This is a genomic window from Ensifer sp. D2-11, from assembly GCF_054161295.1.
Genome location: NZ_CP096433.1, coordinates 3,438,680 through 3,459,063, shown reverse-complemented (window position 1 = coordinate 3,459,063; position 20,384 = coordinate 3,438,680). Strand labels below are relative to the sequence as shown.

Here is a 20,384-nt window from a genome sequence, read left to right as displayed (position 1 = left end):
TCATCATGCGTCATCCCTGGCAAGAACACGGTCGATACGGGTGCTGACGGATTCGGGCTCGGGCTCGCCAAGGGCGTAGACATCCTTGAACATCGAACCGAGCGGCGGGGCTTTGGATTCAACGGCGAAGTCGATCGTTGCATCCATTTCCGCAGCGATTGCTTTGTCCAGTTCGTCGAGCGTCGGCTCCTTCTCGATACCCGTGCTGACCAGCTTGTTGCGCGCGAAAAGCACCGGATCCTTCTTGCGGCCTTCCAGTTCCTCCGCCTCCTCGCGATAGGGGCTTTTGTCCATGCGCGCGTGACCGAAGAAGCGGTAGACCTCCACGGACAGGAAACCGGGCTTTCCGGCGCGCGCTTCGTCCACGAGCCAGCGCGCCGCCGCTTGAACTTCCTCGACGTCGAGGCCGTCGACAACCGCGCCGTTCAGCCCGAAGGCCTTGGCTCGCTGATCGAATGCTGTGTTGCGGGTCGCCTGGTCGATGCGCGTGCCCATTCCGTACTGATTGTTGATGCAGACGAAGAGCACCGGCAGGCTCCAAAGCGATGCCATGTTCATGCTCTCGTACAGGATTCCCTGCTGCATGGCCCCGTCACCGAAGAAGGCGATCGAGACCGAATCCTGCTTGAGATGCCTGCTCGACAGACCGGCACCGATCACGGCCGGTATGCCGCCGCCGACGATGGCGTTGGCACCAAGATGACCAAGTGCCATGTCCGCGATGTGCATCGAACCGCCCTTGCCACGGCAGTAACCGGTTTCCTTGCCGCCTATTTCGGCCATCATCCGTTTAGGGTCGGCGCCGCGCGCAAGGAAGATGCCGTGGCCGCGATGATGGGTTGTGAACGTGTCCTGCGGTTTCATTGCGGCGCAGACACCCGCAGCGCTAGACTCCTCCCCTATCGAAAGATGGAGCATTGAACCTGCGGATTGTCCTCGGATGAAGAGTTCGCCGACCCGTTCCTCGAAGGTGCGGATGCGCCGCATCGTCCGATAGAGCTCAAGCAGATTGGTATTCACAGGAGCGTCCACGCGTCCCTCCTTGGGTATTGTTCATGATTTTGGATGCCGGTCAGAGAAGCTTGAGCTTCGTCGTCCGCGAGACGATCGCCACGGCGACCAGGATGATCAGACCCTTGACGATGCTCTGGATGTACGTATCCATGCCGACAAGGTTGAGCCCGTTGTTGATGACGCCGATGAAGAGTGCCCCGAAGAACGTGCCGGTGACGGTTGCCGTACCCGGACGGATCATCGTCATGCCGATGAACACAGTCGCCAGGCCGTCGAGCAGGTAGCGCTCGCCGGCATTCGGCTGACCGGAGCCGAGGCGCGCGGCCAGCAATGCGCCGGCCACAGCGGCAAAGAGGCTGCAGACGACGAGCGCAGCGGCCCGGTAGAAGCGGCCGTTGACGCCCGAGAGCTCCGCCGCTTTGAGATTGCCACCGGCTGCGTAGATGTAGCGGCCGAAGACCGTGCGCTCCATCAGGAACCATGCGAGCAACACGAAAAGCACCATGGCATAGGCCAGCACCGGGATGCCGAGCAACCGCCCCTGCCCCAGCCAGAGATAGGCATCCGGCAGGCCGCCATAGATGGCGCGACCGCCGGTCGTGAGAAAGTTGATGCCGTAAAGGATCGAACCGGTCGCCAGTGTCGCGATCAGCGAGGGCACGCCGACAAGCGTGACCAATGCGGAATTGACTGCGCCGACCACGAAGCCGGCGCCGACGCCGGCAAGAAGCGCCAGCGGCAGCGGTGTCCCCGAAATCAGCAGCAGCGGCACGAGGATACCGGAAAGACCGACCATATAACCGACCGACAAATCCATTTCACGGGCGGCAAAGCCGAAGGTCAATCCGGCGCCGACGATCGTCAGCATCGAAATTTGCTGGACGATGTTGAGCAGGTTGGAAGCCGTGAGGAATCTGTCGACGGCGATTGCGAAGCCGAGGAACAAAACAATGAGCGCGAAGAGCGTGCTGTACCTGAGGAGCCAGTCCTTGCGGCTTCGGCTCGCGGTCACGTCTTTGGCACCTGCCAGGGTTTGTAACGTTGCATTCATTGAATTACTCCTGCCATGGCAGAGATGAATCTGACTTCGGAAAAATCGGCTCGCTCGATGATGGGATGGGCCCGTCCGCCGACAAAGGGAATGACCCGGTCGGAGATATCGGCGATCTCCATGAGATCCGACGAAGTGACGATGATGGCCGCCCCCTGCGCCGCCAGCCGCTTCAGGTGACCGTGGATTTCGCGCTTGGCGCCGATGTCCACGCCCTCGGTGGGCTCGATGAAGATCATCAGGCTGTAGCGCTCGTCGGCACCGTAGAGCCACTTGCCGATCGAGACCTTCTGCTTGTTGCCTCCGCTGAGATCCTTGATCATCTGCGCCGAGGAATGCGCCTTGATGTTGAGGAGCGACATGATCTCGTTGGCCCCGCGCACTTCCTTGCGCGGTGAGAGCACGCCCGTGGACCCGGAGGTCCCGTGCTTCGGATGCACCATGGCGAGGTTCTCGCGCACATCCCAATCGGCGACGAGCGAGTTTTCCATGCGCTGATCGGGAATGAAGGCGACGCCGCGCTTCTGCATGCCGCGGGCGCTGATACTCTTCAGTGACTGGCCTTTGAACCTGGTCGTGCCGCGGACCATGCCCTCCCCGGTATAGATCGATCTGGCGAAACCGAAATGGCCGGCACCGGTAAGTCCGATCAGGCCGATGATCTCGCCGGACCGTATCGCGAAGCGATCGACTTCGATTGCGCCCACCTTCCACTCTTCGAGTTCGAGTACCGTGTCGCCGATCGTGCGGGCCAACCGCTCTGCGGCGCCCGATGCGCCCGTCTTGCCGGAGCGTTGCAGCATGAGATCGACGAGCTGCGCTTCGGTCGCCTCGGCTGCGGCAAGGGTGGAGATATGGCGGCCGTCGCGCAGCACCGTGACCCGGTCGCTCAGCGCCTTTATCTCCGACAGGAAGTGGCTGATCAACACGATACCGACCCCGCGGGCGGGCAATGTCCTGATGATGCGCCAGAGGTTCTCCTTCTCGCGCGCCGGCAAGGTTGCCGTCGGCTCGTCGAGGATGAGCAGCCGTATATCGCCGCGCAATGCGCGCACGATCTCGATGACCTTCTGGTCGGCCATGGGCAAGCTGTCGATGGTCAGGTCGAGGTCGATGGAAACTTCAGGAAACCATTTGTCGAGGAGAGCTGCGGCGCGACGGCCGAGTTCACGCTTGTTGATGATGCCGAGTGCATTTCTCGGCTCGTCTCCAAGCAGGATATTCTGCGCTGCGCTAAGCCCGGGAACCAGACAGCCCTCCTGCGATACATGGGCAATGCCTTTGCGTAGCGCGTCGCCGGCACTGTGCAGCACGGTCTCCTTGCCGTCTATCGTGACCTTGCCGGCAGTCGGCTGTTTGCTGCCGGCCAGAATGCTGACAAGCGTGGTCTTGCCCGCCCCGTTTTCGCCGATAAGGCCGTGGACCTCGTCGAAGCGGAAGGCGACGCTTACATCGTCGAGCGCGCGCGTGCCCGGATATTGCATGACGATGCCGGAAAGACTGACTGTCATCCTGGTACTCGCTTCCCCTGGTTCTCGCTTCCATTGCCTGACTCCGCGCATCGGGAGCGACGCTGCGGAACCCAACTCGGGTGGGAGCCGGCTCCGCAAGACGGAGCCGGCCCTTTCAGGTCACTTCGGGAGGAAGTCCTTGCAGTTCTGCTTCGTGACCAACGGGGCATCCATGTAGACCGTCTTCGACGGTATGACCTTGGCCGGGTCTTCTTTCTTGACGACGATCTCCTCGATCCACTCGCCGGCCTGAGCCCCCATCTTCTCGAAGGGCTGACTGACTGTGGCAATCATCAGACCGTCAGGCTTGCAGACTTCGGCTATTGCATTGGGATGGCCGTCGATTCCGATGACCTTCACGGTCTTGAGACCCGCCGCTTGCAGGACGTTGATCGCCGCTTGTGCAGGCTCGTCCCAGGGAGCCCAGACCGCGTTGATCTCGTCTCCGAAGCGCGATGCGTAATCCTGCATCGTCGATGTCGTGTCCTCGAAGAAGGCGGTGTAGTCGATATTGTGCTCGGCCAGAACCTTCACGTCGGGGTATTCCTTGAGGATGGTCTCCATAACGTCGCCGCGCTTGCGGGTGCCGTGATGTTCGGCCATGCGAAGAAATATGATGCTGCCCTTGCCGCCCAGTTCGTTCAGCAGATAGGGCGAAACGTCGGAAGACATGGCCCAATTATTGGTGGTGACGTCGACAAGCACGCCCGGAATGTAACCACTGTCGACGGTGATGATCGGTATCTTCGCATCGATCGCGGCATCGATTGCGGCGCGGGATGCGCGCAGATCCGCCATGGTGATGATGATTGCGTCAACGCCGCGGGAAGCCGCGTCCTGAAGGTTGGATGCTGTGCGTTCGCCGGAGCCGCCGCTGTCGAGGAGGCTCACATTCCAGTCCTTGCCGGTTTCCTTCAACCAGGCATCGAAGCCGGCCTTGACCCGCTGCTCGGACTGAGCGGCGGCATTTGCGTGTACCCAGGCGAGATTCAGCGCATTTGCGCTGGTCACATTCAACAGAAATCCTGCGACGGCGAGGGCCGCCGCCTTCCTCCACATAGCTGACATTTGTTCTCCTCCACCGCGGGCCGCGTTGACCCGCTTCCTCATTCGCGCTCAGTAGGCGAATGGCAGTATGTAAATTGACATCGTTACATTTGTCAACATATAATACATTTGTAAGGAGAAGGAATGGCATGTCGGAAGATGATGATGCGCTGATGGTGCGGGCCGCCTGGTTCTACTATGTCGGCGGCCTCAACCAGGAAATGACCGCTGCCCGGCTGGGCCTGACCCGCGCCAGGGTCAATAAAATGCTGGCCGAGGCGCGAGAGAGCGGCCTCGTCAGTATTTCCATCGACCATCAACGGGTCGGCGTCCTGCCGCTCGAAGACAAGCTGCGCGTGCGCTTCGGGCTTGATTTCTGCATCTCCACGCCCGCCTTCGGCTTTCACGACACGTCGAAGGAAGACAGTGAAGTGCGCAAGCAAATCGCCTTCCGCGCCGTGGGAGTGGCTGCGGCCAACCACCTGAAGACGTTGCTTTCGGAAAACGATTCCCTGACCGTCGGCACCGGCTGGGGCCGAACGATCGAACAGATGACATTGCATCTGGCCGGAGTTCGGGCGCCGCATGCGCGCTTCATTTCCGTCATGGGGTCCCTGACGGCGAACAATGCCTATAATCCGTTCGAGGTCGTGCACAGCCTCGCAAGACGCACCGGCGGCGAAGGCTATTTTCTCCCCGTGCCCTTCATCGCCGACTCGATCGACGACAAAAAGGTGCTCATCTCCCAACGCTCGGTAGTCAAGGCTCTGGAAATCGCCCGCAGCGCGTCCGTCTGTTTCATCAGCGCGGGCGAACTCACCGAGGATTCGCTCTTGCGGCGGCAGGGCATGATCAGCAGCGCCGAACTCGAAAGCCTGCGGCAGGCCGGCGCCGTCGGCGACACCAACGGCATTTTCTTCGACAGCGAGGGGAGACAAGTCGACCACGAGCTCAATGAACGGACCATCGCGCTGGGTTTCGAAGAGTTGAAGGCTTTGCCGGTGCTCCTGCTGATTGCCGGGGGAGAAAAAGTCCAGGCAGCCCGAGCCCTGCTTCGCAGCGGCGTGATCAACGGTCTGATCATCGACGGCGATGCGGCGGAAGCGCTGGCCGCGATCGGCGAGTAGCAGCGCCGGGGCGGCAGCGGCTCATTTCCGCCACGTCACGGAAAAACGCCGCTTCGCTCCCGCTACACGGCGCGAACAAAAACGCCCGAAGGGCTCATCAACCTGCTGAATTGTCCGAAGAATTTGGAGCGGGTGAGGCGATTCGAACGCCCGACCCCAACCTTGGCAAGGTTGTGCTCTACCCCTGAGCTACACCCGCTCATAAGACCCAGGCCCGGGGGTAGTCGATGGACCAGGGGTGTCGCCCCGTGTTGCGGCGACGGGCGCTATATGGCCCAAGCCCTTTTCAAATGCAACAGGGAAATGACGCGAACGCCAAGAATTTTTTCGCGAGTGCATTCGAAGGCCGGGAATGCCGCGTTTCCGGTTGCGCTGCGCCGCGCATGAGATTGCGGAACGTCTCGCTCCTCCTTAAAGCAGGCCGAGAGAAGATCGCGACTGCGGAAAGGATGACCATGAACAAGGCTGAGCCGAAGACTGCGGAAGATCTCTTCCGTTTTCTCGACGAACTCGGGATCGAACACAGGACGAAGCGGCACGCGCCGGTCTTCACGGTCGCCGAATCGATGGCGCTGCGCGATGAAATCCCCGGCGGACATACAAAAAACCTGTTCCTGAAGGACAAAAAGGACAATTATTTCCTTCTGACCGTCGAGGAACACGCGACGGTGGACCTGAAGACCGTTCATCAGACCATCGGCGCGGCAAGCAAGGTCTCCTTCGGCAAGCCGGACAAGCTGATGGAATATCTGGGCGTGATACCGGGCGCCGTCACCGCCTTCGGCGCGATCAACGACACCGAGGGCAAGGTGAAGATCATTCTCGACGAGACGCTGATGGCGTTCGAGACGATCAACTGCCATCCGCTCTCGAACGACCAGACGACCTCGATCGCGTCGAAGGACATGCTGCGCTTCATGGAGGCAACCGGGCACGAGCCGCTTGTCTTGAAAGTGACGGCCTGACATACGATCTTTGGCGCGAATGCATGAAGCCGGACGCCCAAGTCCGCGAGGAGAGAAGAATGAGCGGTAGCGACAATCCCTATCAAGGTTCCTTCGGCACACAGATGACGGGCTCGGCCTCGTTCGGCGGACAGCCGGCAAGCACCGCGAGCGGCCCGAACGACCTGATCCCGGACGACCTGATCAGGGAGACGACAACCGCCGCCTTTACCCGCGACGTGCTCGAGGCATCGCGCCAGCAGCCGGTGCTCGTCGATTTCTGGGCGCCCTGGTGCGGGCCCTGCAAACAACTGACGCCCGTCATCGAGAAGGTTGTGAGGGAAGCCGCCGGCCGGGTGAAGCTCGTCAAGATGAACATCGACGACCATCCATCGATCGCCGGCCAGCTCGGCATCCAGTCCATTCCCGCGGTGATCGCCTTCATCGACGGGCGTCCGGTCGATGGCTTCATGGGCGCCGTGCCCGAGAGCCAGATCAAGGAGTTCATCGATCGAATCGCCGGTCCGGCCGCAGACGACGGCAAGGCCGAGATCGAGAGCGTGCTTGCCGACGCCAAGGCGCTGATCGATGCAGGCGACGCGCAGAACGCCGCCGGTCTCTACGGTGCCGTTCTCCAGGCCGACCCGGAAAACGCCGCGGCTGTCGCCGGCATGATCGAATGCATGATTGCGCTCGGGCAGGTCGCCGAGGCGCGCCAGGCGCTTTCCGGTCTGCCGGAAGCGCTAGCCGGGGAAGCGGCCGTCGCCGCCGTCTCGAAAAAGCTCGACCAGATCGAGGAGGCCCGCAAGCTCGGCGACCCGGCCGCGCTGGAGCGCCAACTCGCGCTCGATCCGGACGACCACGCGGCACGGCTCAAGCTCGCCAAGCTCCGCAATGTCGAGGGCGACCGCACCGCCGCCGCCGAACATCTCCTGACGATCATGAAGCGCGACCGCAGCTTCGAGGACGACGGCGCCCGGCGCGAACTGCTGTCGTTCTTCGAGGTATGGGGCCCGAAGGACCCGGCAACGATCGCCGCGCGGCGCAAGCTGTCGTCGATTCTCTTTTCGTAAGCGGCCTTCGCGTCGAATTTTTCAGCCCCGCCCGATCGATTCCGGTGTATTTCTCCCTTGAGATTTCGAAGGGCCGCACCATTTTTTGGTCCTACGGCACCGCGCCTCGATAAGGCGCGGCCGCTATCTGCAGGATCTGTCGGAATGCATGTCGGAAATGCGCGCTATCTCGGTCCGAAGGACTTACCGGAGATTCTTCCGGTGTTTCCCTTGACGGGCGCGCTCCTGCTTCCCGGCGCACAGCTCCCGCTCAACATCTTCGAACCGCGCTATCTCGCCATGTTCGACGATGCGCTCGCCGGCAACCGCCTGATCGGCATCGTTCAGCCCTCCTTCGCGGAAGGCCGCAACGACATCGACGCTTCGTCTGTGCCGGCGCTTTGCCAGGTAGGCTGCATCGGCCGGATCACCTCTTTCGCCGAGACCGGCGACGGCCGCTACATCACCTCTCTCACCGGCGTGTGCCGCTTCCGGCTTTTCGCAGAGGTGGCCGGCTGCCGCGGCTATCGCCGTTTCCGCATCGGCCCGTTCGGGAGCGATCTCGAAAATCCGGACGATGAGAGCCTCGTCGACCGGGAGGCGCTCCTCGCAGCCTTCCGGGCCTATCTCGACGCCAACAAGCTCGAAGCCGACTGGGAAAGCGTGGAACGCGCCAGCAATCGTACCCTCGTCAACTCCATGGCAATGATGTCGCCCTATGGACCGGCGGAGAAACAGGCGTTGCTGGAGGCTCCCGACCTGAAGACGCGGGCCGAAACGCTGATCGCCATCACCGAGATCGTGCTCGCCCGCAACTTCGGCGACCTCGACAATATTCTGCAATGAAAAGAGCGATGGACATCAACGCCAGCAAGGTCGATCCGAAACTCCTGGAACTGCTCGTCTGCCCTCTGACCAAGGGCCGCCTCAGCTACGATCCGGAAGCCAACGAACTGGTGTCCGAAAAGGCCCGCCTCGCCTATCCGATCCGCGACGGCGTGCCGATCATGCTGGTCTCCGAGGCGCGCAAGATCGAGGATTGAGGGTCGACGTTTCGGTGCGGTCAGGCTGCCTGAGCTTCGTGATTTGGGTTAACCCCCACGCGGGGATTTGCCCTTCTCCTCGGGTTCAACCCGAGGACTAACCCTCTCCCCGCAAGCGGGGAGAGGGGATTGATGCGTTTGCCGCTTGTCGCGCCGGTGCGGCGGATACTGCTCATGAAAGGGATCCCTCGGGGACCCAACCGCCTCAACCCCGCTCGGTCGGGATTGCCCCTCAACCGGCTGCCGCCACCTTCTCCCCGCAGGCGGGGAGAAGGGATATGCCGCGCCCGCTCGCTCCCTCGGGCGGGCGGTGAATGCGGGGTTCAGTTGGCGCCGCTTGTCCCTTCTCCCCGCCTGCGGGGAGAAGGTGCCGGCAGGCGGATGAGGGGCGGACAGAGGCACGAACGGGTGCGTTCAAATCGGCTCGCCGGCGAGCAGCCGCGGATCGGTTCTGCCGGGAGTGCCCGCCGCCTGGCGGATGAAGAACTTCTTGAGCGACGGCAGGCGATCGACGAGGCCGAGGCCGAGGTCGCGCACGACCCGCACGGGCATGATGTCGTTGGAGAAGAGCCGGTTGAGGACGTCCGTCGTAACGCCCATCCGGAAGGTATCGAAGCGCCGCCACGTCTGGTAGCGCTCCAGAACCGCGAGCGAGCCGATATCGAGGCCGAGGCGGTCCGCCTCGACGATCGTTTCGGCGAGGGCCGCGACATCCTTGAAGCCGAGATTGAGTCCCTGGCCGGAAATCGGGTGGATGCCGTGCGCGGCATCCCCGGCGAGCGCGAAACGCGGTGCGACGAAGTCGCGGGCAAGCGTGAGGCCGAGCGGGAAGGCACGCCGGCCGCCGACCACCTTGAGACGGCCGAGCTTATGGCCGAAACGGCGCTCCAGTTCCTCCTCGAAGATGAAATCGTCCTCCTTGACCAGACGCTCGGCATCATAGGTGCTCTCGGTCCAGACGAGCGAGGAACGGTTGTTCTTGAGCGGCAGCGTCGCGAAGGGACCGGCAGGCAGGAAATGCTCCTCCGCCGTCCCGCCATGCGGACGCTCGTGCTCGACGGTGGTGACGATGCCCGACTGGCCGTAATCGAACTCGACGACCTTGATGCCCGCCGCCTCGCGCAGCCTCGAACGAACGCCGTCGCAGGCGACCAGCAGCCGCGCCTCGATTGTCTCGCCGCCCGCCAGAGTGACGGCGACGGAATGATCTCCGCTCTTGAAGCTCTCCACCACGGTCGACTGCCGGATCGAAACGCCGAGTTCGTCGCAGGCGCGGCGCAGCGCACCGACGAGCGCCGTATTCGGCACCATATGGGCGAAGGGGCGGCCGTCGCCGCCATTATCCTCGCCCCCGCCCTCGAATGTAAGGAAGACCGGTCGGACCGGATCGGCCGTCTTCGAATCGGTGATCACCATTCTGAGGATCGGCTCGGCCTCGGGCGCGATCGCCTGCCAGACGCCGAGGACGTCGAGCATCCGCTCGGCAGCGGCGGCGACGGCCGATGCCCGTTCGTCCTTCGTCCACACGCCTTCCGGCGCGGCATCGACGACCATGACATCGAGATGGGGGGCCGCCTTTTTCAGCGATACGGCAAGCGAGAGGCCGACATAGCCGCCCCCGGCAATCAGAACGTCGATCATCCGCCTCGTCTCCCGTCGCACTTGAAGCATCATCTCGTGCCTATATAGATCAATGCCAACGCCGTTCCTACCATCGGAGACCGCCGAAATGTCGCGCCCTACCGAGACCGCCACGCCCATGGATGCGCTCCTTGCGATACTCGACCTCGAGAAGCTCGAGGAAAACCTCTTCCGGGGCTTGAGCCCGCAGGTCGGCTGGCAGCGGGTCTTCGGCGGCCAGGTGATCGGCCAGGCGCTGGTCGCCGCCCAGCGCACGGTCGACGGGGGCCGCTACGTTCACTCGCTGCACGCCTATTTCATGCGTCCGGGCGACCCTTCCGTTCCGATCATCTACGAGGTCGACCGGATCCGCGACGGCTCGAGCTTCGCGACGCGGCGCGTGGTGGCGATCCAGCACGGCAAGGCCATCTTCGCCATGTCTGCCTCCTTCCAGTACGACGAGGATGGATTCGAGCACCAGTTCGACATGCCGGACGTGCCTATGCCGGAGACGCTGCCGGGAGAGCAGGAACTCAAGGAGAAGTTTCTCGTCCACGCACCGGAGGCGATCCGCCGCTATTGGGAGCGGCCGCGGCCGATCGAAATCCGGCCCGTCTCGCTCGAGCACTATTTCTCGCGCGCGAAGGCATCCCCCAAGCAGGACGTATGGGTGAAAGCGGTCGGGACGGTACCGGACGAGCGCCATCTCCAGGCCGCGGTCCTCGCCTATCTCTCCGACATGACGCTCCTCGACACGTCGCTTTACGCACACGGCACATCGGTCTTCGACCGCAGCCTCCAGGTGGCCAGCCTCGACCACGCCATGTGGTTCCACCGGCCCTCGAAAATGGACGATTGGCTGCTCTATACCCAGGACAGCCCCAGCGCGCACGGTGCCCGCGGAATGACCCGCGGCAGCCTTTTCGACCGCTCGGGCGTTCTGATCGCCTCTGTAGCGCAGGAAGGATTGATCCGCAAAAAGGCAATTGCGTAAATTTTTGCCATTTTTCGGATTCTGCTTATATTTTAATCATTCCGACTGGCGTATTTTTAGCGTTCCGCGGTAGCCCCCTCGCCGGACGTGTTTTTTCCATTAGTTTTCAGTGGTTTGTTCTGCCTCATCGAATCTGGCACGCCCCTTGAATGTAGCTTTCCGGTTGCCAGCGCGTCAGGCGCTCAAGCAGCAAGGAGAGACGGCCTCCGCTGGAGGCAGACAAGGATGGGAACTCGATGAAAATTGTGATGGCCATTATCAAGCCGTTCAAGCTCGATGAGGTTCGCGAAGCCCTCACTGCCGTTGGCATCCAGGGTTTGACCGTGACCGAAGTGAAGGGCTACGGCCGCCAAAAGGGGCACACCGAGATTTACCGCGGCACCGAATATGCCGTGAGCTTTCTGCCTAAGCTGAAGGTCGAGATCGCGGTCGCGACGGAGATCGTCGACAGGGCCGTCGAAGCCATCGCTTCGGCCGCCAAGACCGGCCAGATCGGCGACGGCAAGATCTTCGTCTACTCGATTGACCATGCCGTGCGCATCCGCACCGGCGAGACCGACTCAGAAGCGTTGTAAACCACGCCGTTCAGGGAGCTATTTTCGATGTCGTCATTCACCCTTTCCACCTCTCTTCGACGCGTGGGAGCGACCGCTGCCGCGATGCTCGCGCCGGTCGTTGCATTTGCCCAGGAAGCGGCGCCCGCCGCGGCCGCAACACCGGTGCCGGACAAGGCCGACACCACCTTCATGTTCCTTTCGACGCTTCTCGTCCTGTTCATGCTGATCCCGGGCCTCGCCCTATTCTACGGCGGTCTCGTGCGCGCCAAGAACATGCTGTCGGTGCTGATGCAGTGCACGGTGATCGGCGCCGCCATGATGATCGTCTGGGTCGTCTACGGTTATTCCTTCGCCTTCGGCGGCTCGACGAGCGCCTATTTCGGCGGCTTCGCCAAGCTCTTCCTCGCGGGCGTGACCGTCGACAGCACCGCGGCGACCTTCTCCGATGGCGTCGTCATTCCGGAATATCTGTTCATGCTGTTCCAGATGACCTTCGCCGCGATCACCCCGGCACTCATCGTCGGCGCCTTTGCCGAGCGCATCAAGTTCTCGGCCGCGATCCTCTTCGCCATCCTCTGGGCGACATTCGTCTATTTCCCGATCGCGCACATGGTCTGGGACGCAAACGGCCTGCTCTTCGGCATGGGCGCGCTCGATTTCGCCGGCGGCACCGTGGTCCACATCAATGCCGGCGTCGCCGGCCTCGTCGGTGCATTCATGGTCGGCAAGCGCACCGGCTACGGCCGTGACATGATGGCCCCGCATTCCATGACCCTGACGCTCGTCGGCGCTGCCATGCTGTGGTTCGGATGGTTCGGCTTCAATGCCGGCTCCAATCTCGAAGCCTCCGGCGGTGCGGTTCTCGCCACCGTCAACACCTTCCTCGCAACGGCTGCCGCAGTCCTTTCGTGGTCGCTCGTCGAGACGCTGACGCGCGGCAAGGCGTCGATGCTCGGCGCCGCTTCGGGCATGATCGCCGGGCTCGTCGCCGTCACGCCGGCGGCCGGTATCGCCGGTCCGATGGGCGCGATCATCATGGGCCTGATCGTCTCGCCGCTCTGCTACTTCTTCGTCTCGGTGATCAAGAACAAGTTCCACTATGACGACACGGCAGACGTCTTCGGCGTGCACGGCGTCGGCGGCTTCTTCGGCGCGATCGCGACCGGCGTCTTCGCCTCCTCCTCGCTCGGCGGCATCGGCTATGCCGACGGCGTGACCATGGGAAGCCAGCTGATGACCCAGATCACCGCCGTCGCCATCACGATCGTCTGGTGCGGTGTCGTTTCCGCCATCCTCTACAAGGTAGTCGATGCGCTTGTCGGCCTTCGCGTATCGATGGAAGCGGAGCGGGAAGGGCTCGACCTCTCCTCGCATGGCGAAGCCGCCTATCACGCGAGCTGAGCAGCGTCGTCAAACGGCGCCGCCAACAGTCCCGTCGCGGTCCGCATCCTGCGGATCGCCCTTGGCCCGGATCTCGCGATCCGGGCCTTTTTTGCGCTGCATACGCGTTCCCAACCGCAATTTTGCCGGCACACGCGCATGGTTAATGTCACATTAACCCTACTTCGCTTAGGTTGATTCCATGGGCACGCAATGTGCCCGGAGCATCCCGCTTTTCGCCCGGATTGAGGGTGAGAAGGCTGCTCCTCACCAAAAGAGCTGGAATATTCATGGGCGGCCTTCTCGCGCGCTCTCGTTCCGGCGGATCGAAACGGGCAAAGCAGGCAACATGAGCAGAAGCAATACCGCAACGCTTGACAGCCGTTCCAACCGGTTCGTGCTGACCCACTTCGTCTGGCGGCAGATCGCCTCGCTGGCGGGGTTCGTTCTCGTCGGTGCGCTGGCACTCGCCATTGCTGCCCTTTCGACATGGAACGTCGCGGATCCGAGCTTTTCCTATGCAACTTCGAACGAGCCGACCAACCTGCTCGGCTATGGCGGCGCCGTCTTCGCGGATATCTTCATGCAGTTCTTCGGCCTTGCGAGCGTCGTGGCGCTGCTCCCGGCCGTCGCCTGGGCTCTCGTTCTCATCCGGGGCACGCATTTCGACAAGGTGCTCAAGCGGCTCGGCCTGTGGTTCGCCGGCTCGGTGCTGGCGAGCGCGGCCTTGAGCTGCGTTCCGGCGCCGATCACCTGGCCGTTGCCGAACGGCCTCGGAGGCGTCTTCGGCGACATGATCCTGCGTTTTCCGGCGCTCTTCACCGGAACCTTCCCGACGGGCACCTTCGCGACCGTCCTCGCCTGCCTCTTCACCGCACCAGCCGCCTGGTGCCTCGTCTACAGCGCCGGCCTCATCGGCGTCAGCGAGGATGAAGAGGCGGAACCGGCGCCGGAGCCCGCACCCAGCAAGGCGCGCACCATACGCGACGAACTCGAAGAGGAAGACGAAGAAGGCCCTCTTACTGTGCTGATGGGGTCGCTCGCCCATATGCGCTACACGGCGCAGGCGAGGCTGCGCCGCGCCTTCGGCATGGGAGCAAAGCCGGCGAAGCGTCAGTATGACGAGCCCTACGACTTCAACAACGACGAATTCGGCACATTGAACGAGCCGGTCCGGCCGAAGGCGCAGGCCGGCCGTATCGAGCCCTCGCTCGATCGTTCCGAGCGCCGCACCGTCACGCCGCCGCCGATCATGGGCGACGAAGACGACCCGCCCTTCGATATCGACGAGCGACGGCCTGCCGGCATCCTGCCGGACGACGACGAAGACGACGTGGCCGCAGACTGGGCTCCGCGGCCTGCACCGCCGAAGCCGGCTCTGGCAATGGCGGGTTCGCGCGTGGCCCCGCCGCCGCCGCGGCCGAAAGCCGGGCAGCGCGTCGAGCGCGAGGCGCAGCGCTCGTTCGTCGATGAAGACGGCGATTTCACGCTTCCGCCGATCCACTTCCTTGCCGAGCCGAAGAATGTCGCGCGCGATGCCTCGCTTTCGGCCGATGCGCTCGAGCAGAACGCCCGCATGCTCGAAGGCGTTCTCGAGGATTTCGGCGTCAAGGGCGAGATCATCCATGTCCGTCCCGGCCCCGTCGTCACCCTCTATGAGCTGGAACCGGCGCCCGGGATCAAATCGTCGCGGGTCATCGGCCTCGCCGACGACATCGCCCGTTCCATGAGCGCGATCGCCGCACGCGTCGCCGTCGTTCCCGGCCGCAACGCCATCGGCATCGAGCTGCCGAACCAGCGGCGCGAGATGGTCTATCTGCGCGAATTGATCGGCTCCCGCGACTTCGAGACGACCAAGACGAAGCTCGCCATGGCGCTCGGCAAGACGATCGGCGGCGAATCCGTCGTTGCCGATCTCGCCAAGATGCCGCATCTGCTCGTCGCCGGCACCACCGGATCGGGCAAGTCTGTGGCGATCAACACCATGATCCTGTCGCTGCTCTACCGGCTGAGACCCGATCAGTGCCGCCTCATCATGATCGATCCGAAGATGCTCGAGCTTTCCGTCTATGACGGCATCCCGCACCTTCTCTCGCCGGTCGTGACCGACCCCAAGAAGGCGGTCGTGGCGCTGAAATGGACCGTGCGCGAGATGGAAGAGCGCTACAAGAAGATGTCGAAGATCGGCGTGCGCAACATCGACGGCTTCAACAGCCGCGTCGAGCAGGCGCTGGCCAAGGGCGAGGCGATCACGCGCACCGTTCAGACCGGCTTCGACCGCCAGACCGGCGAGGCCGTCTACGAGACGGAGGAATTCGACCTTTCGCCGATGCCCTATATCGTCGTCATCATCGATGAGATGGCCGACCTGATGATGGTCGCCGGCAAGGATATCGAAGGCGCCGTCCAGCGGCTCGCCCAGATGGCGCGCGCCGCCGGCATCCACGTCATCATGGCGACACAGCGTCCCTCGGTCGACGTCATCACCGGTACGATCAAGGCGAACTTCCCGACCCGCATCTCCTTCCAGGTGACCTCCAAGATCGACAGCCGCACCATCCTCGGCGAACAGGGAGCCGAACAGCTCCTGGGCATGGGCGACATGCTCTACATGGCCGGCGGCGGCCGTATCCAGCGCGTGCACGGACCCTTCGTCTCTGACACCGAGGTCGAAGAGGTCGTTGCCTATCTGAAGACGCAAGGCGTGCCGCAATATCTCGACGCGATCACCGAGGACGACGAGGACGAGAATGATGGCGGCGGTCCGGCCGGCACCTCCAACCTCGCCGATTCCGAGGACCCGTACGATCAGGCGGTGGCGATCGTGCTGCGCGACGGCAAGGCTTCGACCTCCTACGTGCAGCGGCGCCTCGGTATCGGCTATAATAGGGCCGCCTCGCTGATCGAGCGGATGGAGCAGGAAGGCATCATCAGCCCCGCGAACCACGCCGGAAAGCGCGAGATACTGGTGCCGACCGAGGCTGAGATCACCGGCCGGTAAGACAGCGCCACAGCGGCGTGATCAGCGCGCGGCAGGCGGTAACGGTCATTTGAAGGCGTCGTGTTTTCGGGGTTTTCCAACGCCTTGAAGGCGCCCCACTTGCCCTTCAAATGATCACGAATGAAGGAGACTGCGATGATGGAGACCAAAACCGACGGCCGCAACGGGGCAATCTCGCGGCGCGTCTTCGTTGGCGGCCTGGCGGCCCTCGCCGGCTTCGGCGCCACGACGTTCGGCGCGGGCGACGCTTCGGCTCAGGCGTCCGCCGTTGCCCAGAGGATCGCCGATCATTTCTCGTCCGTGAAGACGATGGCCGGCGAATTCGTCCAGTTCGGCCCGCGCGGCGAACAGACGGGCGGCAAGTTCTATATCCGCCGGCCGGGACGCATCCGCTTCAATTACGAAGCACCCTCGCCGATGCGGGTCATCGCCGACGGCAAGTCCGTCGTCATCGGCAATATGAAGCTCAAGACCTGGGATATCTATCCGCTCTCGAAGACCCCGCTCAATCTGTTGCTCAGCGAAAGGATCGACTTGAGAAGCAGGATGGTACGCGACGTGAGGGTGGAAGCGGACCTCATCACCATCGTACTCGGCGACCGCTCCATCTTCGGAGATTCGACCATCACGATGATGTTCGACCCGAAGAGCTACAATCTGCGGCAGTGGACGATCACCGACGCGCAGAAGAAAGACACGTCGGTGATGATCTTCAACGTCCGGACCGGCATCGCGCTCGACGACAAGGTCTTCCGCATCCCCTATGACGAGGTGCGCAACAAGCGCCGCGGCGGCTGATCGCGAAATGCTCCGACTTTGAAGCGAGGCACTTCCGAACGGAAAACCGTTACGCATTTTTCCTGGAAGTGCCTTAAGCCTGTTGAGGTTCGGGATCCCGCCAGACCAAGTCCTTGGGCTGAGAACGCTTCCCGCGCCGCAGACGCGGCATGGCGACCCAAATCTCGCGCTGACCGACGCGCTCGACAACCTTGCCCGCTTGCCGCGACGGTCATCTCTGAACATCCTTCAGGAACGTGCGCAGGGCGCGGTGGAAATCGGCGACGTATCGCGCCTTGTCCTCCGCCTTGGGGGTGATCTGGACGAAGCGTGCAGCGGGGATTTTCTCCGCCAGCGCACGCGCGTGGGCGATGGGATGAACGAGATCGCGTTCATGGCCGATGACGAGCGTCGGGACGGCGATGCGGGCGAGATCGGCCTCCGTGACTCCCGGGCCGTCCTTGGAAACGGCGGTGAGGAGCGCGGCGGTGACCTCGATGGGTTCCCGCGCGAAAAAGCCGGTGAGCGAGGCCAGATTGTCCGGCGCGGCCGCCGCAAGACGCTGCCCGAGGGGACCTGCCAGGAAAGCGGCCTTTGCCGCTGGCGGCGGCAGATGGGTCAAAAGGTGGCCGACTTCGGCATTCGGGATCATATTTTCCGGCGCCGATGCCGTCAGCCAGGCGGGCCGGGCAAGGACAAGCGCGCGGACGAGATCGGGACGCCTTACGGAAAGGCGAAGCGAAATCGCCGCCCCCATGGAAATGCCGCCGATGATGACAGGCACGTCCAGATTGGCCTCGACATAGGCAGCGACGTCATTCGCGAAGGTTTCGATCGAAAGCCTGTCGAGTCCGCCGGACTGCGATCGGCCATGACCGCGAGCCTCGATCGTGACGCGGCGGTAGCCGGGTTCGGTGGGAAACGCTTCGGAGGTCTGGCCCGCGTCGCCGCAAAGTCCGTGCAGGAAGACAACCGGCATGCCCTCGCCCGCCGTGTCGACATTCAGCCGCGTGCCGTCGCTTGTCTCGAAGTTGATGCTCATCGCCCCGCCTCAAGCTTTTCGGAGAGGAAGCGGGCAACGTCCTTGGCCTCGCTTGCTGCAAGCCCATGAGTGATCAGGCTGCCGGTAAAGCCGATGGCCTTCAGGCGACCGAGATAGTGTGCGTAGTCGAGCACACCCTTTCCAGCGGTCGCAAAGCTGCCGTCCGGGTTCCGGTCCTTCGCATGCGCCATGACGATGCGGTCGGCGAGAAGATCGATTGCCGCGGACACGGTCGTCCGCTGCTCATCAAGCGTTGTCGTTTCAAAGAGATTGGCGGGGTCGAGCACGATTTTTATACGCGGGCTCCGCATCTCGTCGATCAGCCGGCGGGCCTTTTGCGCCGAGTTGACGACATTGGCAAGCTCCGGCTCGATGCCGAGATCGACGTCGCAGCGGTCTGCAATGCCGATCGCCGTTTCCATGGCCTGGAGCAGATCGCGCCAGGCTTCCGGCGTGTGGTTTTCGGGGTGCTCCCTCCACTGGTCGAGTGGATCGCGCGTGCCGGTGCAAAGCGTGACGAGGCGGGTGGACATCGCGTGGCTGCGTTCCGCCAGAACGGCTAACCGGCGGTGGCCGGCCTCGCGCATCGCCTGGTCGGGATGGATCATGTTGTAGGTGCCGGAGACCGCCGCGATTTCGATGCCGGCCTTCTTCGCCGCGTCGGCAACCGCGCACGCCTGCCCCTCGTCGATGGCTTCAGGCATGGAGGCGAGGCCCGAGCAGGCCATGTTGTACTGCGCGGCGGCAAACCCGGCAGCCGCGACGGCATCGAGCACCGCACCCGGTTGCGTACCTTCAAAGGTCTTGGCGAAGACCCCGAGCTTCATCAGACGCCACCCTCGACATCAGAAAGTGCAACCGCCTTGCCGCTCTCCACCGAGCGCGCGATGGCGACCATGGCGCGGACCGAGGCGAGGCCGTCGTCGATGCCGGCGCCTTCCATCGGCGCACCATCGAGGATGGTGCGTGCAAAACCTTCGACCTGGCGGCGATAGAAGTGACCGTCGGCACCGAGCACCCGATGCGTCGCGCCATCGGCCTCGCGGAAAATGTCCACCTCGCTCGTCTTGTAGTACCAGGGGTTATAGGTCTTGCCGAGAACGCTGCCCTTCTCGCCGTAAATCTGGAAACCCTCGTGCCAGTCCATGCGGACTTGCACGGTGAGGTCGAGGTGGCCGAGCGTGCCGGAAGCGAACTCGGCGTCGACGAACCAGCACCAGATGCCGGCCCGCTCGGAAAGCCGCGCCTGCACCGAGACGATATCGCCGCCGAAGTAACGCGCGGTGTCGATCAGGTGGCAGCCATGGGCCAGCATGTAGTAGCGGCGCAGATCCGCCTTCGGATTGGCCGAGGGCTTTTTCGCCTTGGCACTGGTGACGATCAGCGGCTGGACGGCATCCGTCATCGCATAGCGGTGCGTGCTGTCGCAATACCAAGCCTTGAGGGCGATCATCTCGCCCATCTCGTCGGCAATGAAGGCCTTTGCCGCCTGGAGGCCGGCATCAAAGCGCTTCATGTGGCCGACCTGAAAGATCTTGCCGGACTTTTCGACGGCCTCCTTGAGATCAATGCATTCCTCGACCGTCACGCCGACGGGTTTTTCGCAGAGCACATGCTTGCCGGCTTCGAGTGCGCGCAGCGAGGCCGGGACGTGGAAGGCGTCGGCGGTCGCGATGATCACGGCTTCGAGATCGGGATCGGCGAGCATCCTGTCGTAGTCGTCGTAGGTCTTCGCCGCACCGTGGGTGATCGCCATGCGTTCGCGCAGGTCATCGGCGACATCGCAGATAGCATGGAGATCGGCATTGGCAGCCTTCGTGCAGGCCTCGAAATGAGCGGCCTGGGCGATCTGCCCGGCACCGAGCACACCCACTCGAAGGCGGCGTTCCTGTTTTGCTGGCATTCTAGAGTTCCCCAAGGGTTTGTTCATAGAGCGGCAACCCGTCGGACAGCGCACCGGCGACGAACTCGAAACGGTGCGGCATCGCCGCCGCGCGGCAGTGGACCGCACCGAAGAAGGCGCCCCGACCGCCACCCACCATACCTACAGCGCCGCGCGTCTTATCAGCCGCGCAAAGGTCGCTGTAGCACTTCGATCTGCTGCATGTTTTGTCCTTTAATCGGATAGGATTAAAGGAAACATGCACTACAGCGCCGCGCGTCTTATCAGACGCGCAAAGGTCGCTGTAGCACTTCGATCTGCTGCATGTTTTTGTCCTTTAAT

The 20,384-nt window shown here is 63.1% G+C and carries 18 protein-coding genes and 1 tRNA gene; 10 read left to right on the top strand and 9 right to left on the bottom strand.

Annotation, left to right across the window (positions count from 1 at the left end; all coding sequences use genetic code 11):
* Nucleotides 1–3: 3 nt before the first annotated feature.
* The 4 genes from M1D34_RS16465 to M1D34_RS16450 form a co-directional block, all read right to left on the bottom strand.
* Nucleotides 4–1,032 carry a thiamine pyrophosphate-dependent dehydrogenase E1 component subunit alpha gene (locus M1D34_RS16465; protein ID WP_027993233.1) on the bottom strand — a complete coding sequence of 343 codons (1,029 nt, stop codon included), beginning with the start codon at nt 1,030–1,032 and terminating at the stop codon, nt 4–6.
* A 40-nt stretch (nt 1,033–1,072) separates the two neighbouring features.
* A complete protein-coding gene (locus M1D34_RS16460; RefSeq protein WP_498779946.1) occupies nt 1,073–2,065 on the bottom strand; it encodes an ABC transporter permease in 993 nt (330 codons plus the stop codon).
* Nucleotides 2,062–3,576, bottom strand: coding sequence for a sugar ABC transporter ATP-binding protein (locus M1D34_RS16455; protein WP_498779944.1), 1,515 nt, complete (start codon nt 3,574–3,576; stop codon nt 2,062–2,064). Before M1D34_RS16455 ends, M1D34_RS16460 begins: the two co-directional genes overlap by 4 nt.
* 120 nt (nt 3,577–3,696) lie before the next feature.
* Nucleotides 3,697–4,644 carry a sugar ABC transporter substrate-binding protein gene (locus M1D34_RS16450; RefSeq protein ID WP_027993230.1) on the bottom strand — a complete coding sequence of 316 codons (948 nt, stop codon included), beginning with the start codon at nt 4,642–4,644 and terminating at the stop codon, nt 3,697–3,699.
* Nucleotides 4,645–4,772: 128 nt separating this feature from the next.
* Between M1D34_RS16450 and M1D34_RS16445 the strand changes: the two genes are divergently transcribed.
* Complete coding sequence (locus tag M1D34_RS16445; RefSeq protein ID WP_107608539.1) at nt 4,773–5,750, top strand: sugar-binding transcriptional regulator; 978 nt, start codon at nt 4,773–4,775, stop codon at nt 5,748–5,750.
* A 124-nt stretch (nt 5,751–5,874) separates the two neighbouring features.
* Here M1D34_RS16445 and M1D34_RS16440 read toward each other — a convergent pair.
* Nucleotides 5,875–5,949, bottom strand: a tRNA-Gly gene (locus M1D34_RS16440).
* Between the two features lie 256 nt (nt 5,950–6,205).
* On the opposite strand from M1D34_RS16440, the gene M1D34_RS16435 reads away from it, so the two are divergent.
* From M1D34_RS16435 to M1D34_RS16420, 4 genes are all read left to right on the top strand, one after another.
* Complete coding sequence (locus tag M1D34_RS16435) at nt 6,206–6,715, top strand: prolyl-tRNA synthetase associated domain-containing protein (RefSeq protein WP_498779941.1); 510 nt, start codon at nt 6,206–6,208, stop codon at nt 6,713–6,715.
* Between the two features lie 59 nt (nt 6,716–6,774).
* Nucleotides 6,775–7,767: a thioredoxin gene (trxA, locus tag M1D34_RS16430; RefSeq protein WP_153313652.1), complete on the top strand. Its 993-nt coding sequence runs from the start codon at nt 6,775–6,777 to the stop codon at nt 7,765–7,767.
* A gap of 144 nt (nt 7,768–7,911) precedes the next feature.
* On the top strand, nt 7,912–8,592 hold the full coding sequence (locus tag M1D34_RS16425; protein ID WP_003537574.1) for an LON peptidase substrate-binding domain-containing protein: 681 nt from the start codon (nt 7,912–7,914) through the stop codon (nt 8,590–8,592).
* A gap of 8 nt (nt 8,593–8,600) precedes the next feature.
* Complete coding sequence (locus M1D34_RS16420; protein WP_003537577.1) at nt 8,601–8,789, top strand: Trm112 family protein; 189 nt, start codon at nt 8,601–8,603, stop codon at nt 8,787–8,789.
* A gap of 414 nt (nt 8,790–9,203) precedes the next feature.
* Here M1D34_RS16420 and M1D34_RS16415 read toward each other — a convergent pair whose 3' ends face one another.
* Nucleotides 9,204–10,430 (bottom strand): ubiquinone biosynthesis hydroxylase, encoded by a 1,227-nt coding sequence (locus M1D34_RS16415; RefSeq protein WP_248448765.1) that lies wholly within the window; start codon nt 10,428–10,430, stop codon nt 9,204–9,206.
* Nucleotides 10,431–10,518: 88 nt separating this feature from the next.
* Here M1D34_RS16415 and tesB point away from each other — a divergent pair, with 88 nt between their 5' ends.
* The 5 genes from tesB (at nt 10,519) to M1D34_RS16390 (ending at nt 17,139) form a co-directional block, all read left to right on the top strand.
* Complete coding sequence (gene tesB / locus M1D34_RS16410) at nt 10,519–11,403, top strand: acyl-CoA thioesterase II (RefSeq protein ID WP_003529647.1); 885 nt, start codon at nt 10,519–10,521, stop codon at nt 11,401–11,403.
* Nucleotides 11,404–11,639: 236 nt separating this feature from the next.
* Nucleotides 11,640–11,978 (top strand): P-II family nitrogen regulator, encoded by a 339-nt coding sequence (locus tag M1D34_RS16405; protein ID WP_003529649.1) that lies wholly within the window; start codon nt 11,640–11,642, stop codon nt 11,976–11,978.
* A gap of 27 nt (nt 11,979–12,005) precedes the next feature.
* A complete protein-coding gene (locus tag M1D34_RS16400) occupies nt 12,006–13,361 on the top strand; it encodes an ammonium transporter (protein WP_010970483.1) in 1,356 nt (451 codons plus the stop codon).
* Between the two features lie 328 nt (nt 13,362–13,689).
* Nucleotides 13,690–16,341: an FtsK/SpoIIIE family DNA translocase gene (locus tag M1D34_RS16395; protein ID WP_498779936.1), complete on the top strand. Its 2,652-nt coding sequence runs from the start codon at nt 13,690–13,692 to the stop codon at nt 16,339–16,341.
* A gap of 135 nt (nt 16,342–16,476) precedes the next feature.
* Nucleotides 16,477–17,139, top strand: coding sequence for an outer membrane lipoprotein carrier protein LolA (locus tag M1D34_RS16390; RefSeq protein ID WP_003529654.1), 663 nt, complete (start codon nt 16,477–16,479; stop codon nt 17,137–17,139).
* 211 nt (nt 17,140–17,350) lie between these two features.
* Here M1D34_RS16390 and M1D34_RS16385 read toward each other — a convergent pair whose 3' ends face one another.
* From M1D34_RS16385 to M1D34_RS16375, 3 genes are read right to left on the bottom strand one after another with little or no spacing between them, the layout of a single operon-like run.
* On the bottom strand, nt 17,351–18,160 hold the full coding sequence (locus tag M1D34_RS16385) for an alpha/beta fold hydrolase (RefSeq protein ID WP_498779934.1): 810 nt from the start codon (nt 18,158–18,160) through the stop codon (nt 17,351–17,353).
* Nucleotides 18,157–18,987, bottom strand: coding sequence for a sugar phosphate isomerase/epimerase family protein (locus M1D34_RS16380; RefSeq protein ID WP_498779932.1), 831 nt, complete (start codon nt 18,985–18,987; stop codon nt 18,157–18,159). Before M1D34_RS16380 ends, M1D34_RS16385 begins: the two co-directional genes overlap by 4 nt.
* Complete coding sequence (locus M1D34_RS16375; RefSeq protein WP_003529657.1) at nt 18,987–20,063, bottom strand: Gfo/Idh/MocA family protein; 1,077 nt, start codon at nt 20,061–20,063, stop codon at nt 18,987–18,989. Before M1D34_RS16375 ends, M1D34_RS16380 begins: the two co-directional genes overlap by 1 nt.
* Between the last annotated feature and the right edge of the window lie 321 nt (nt 20,064–20,384).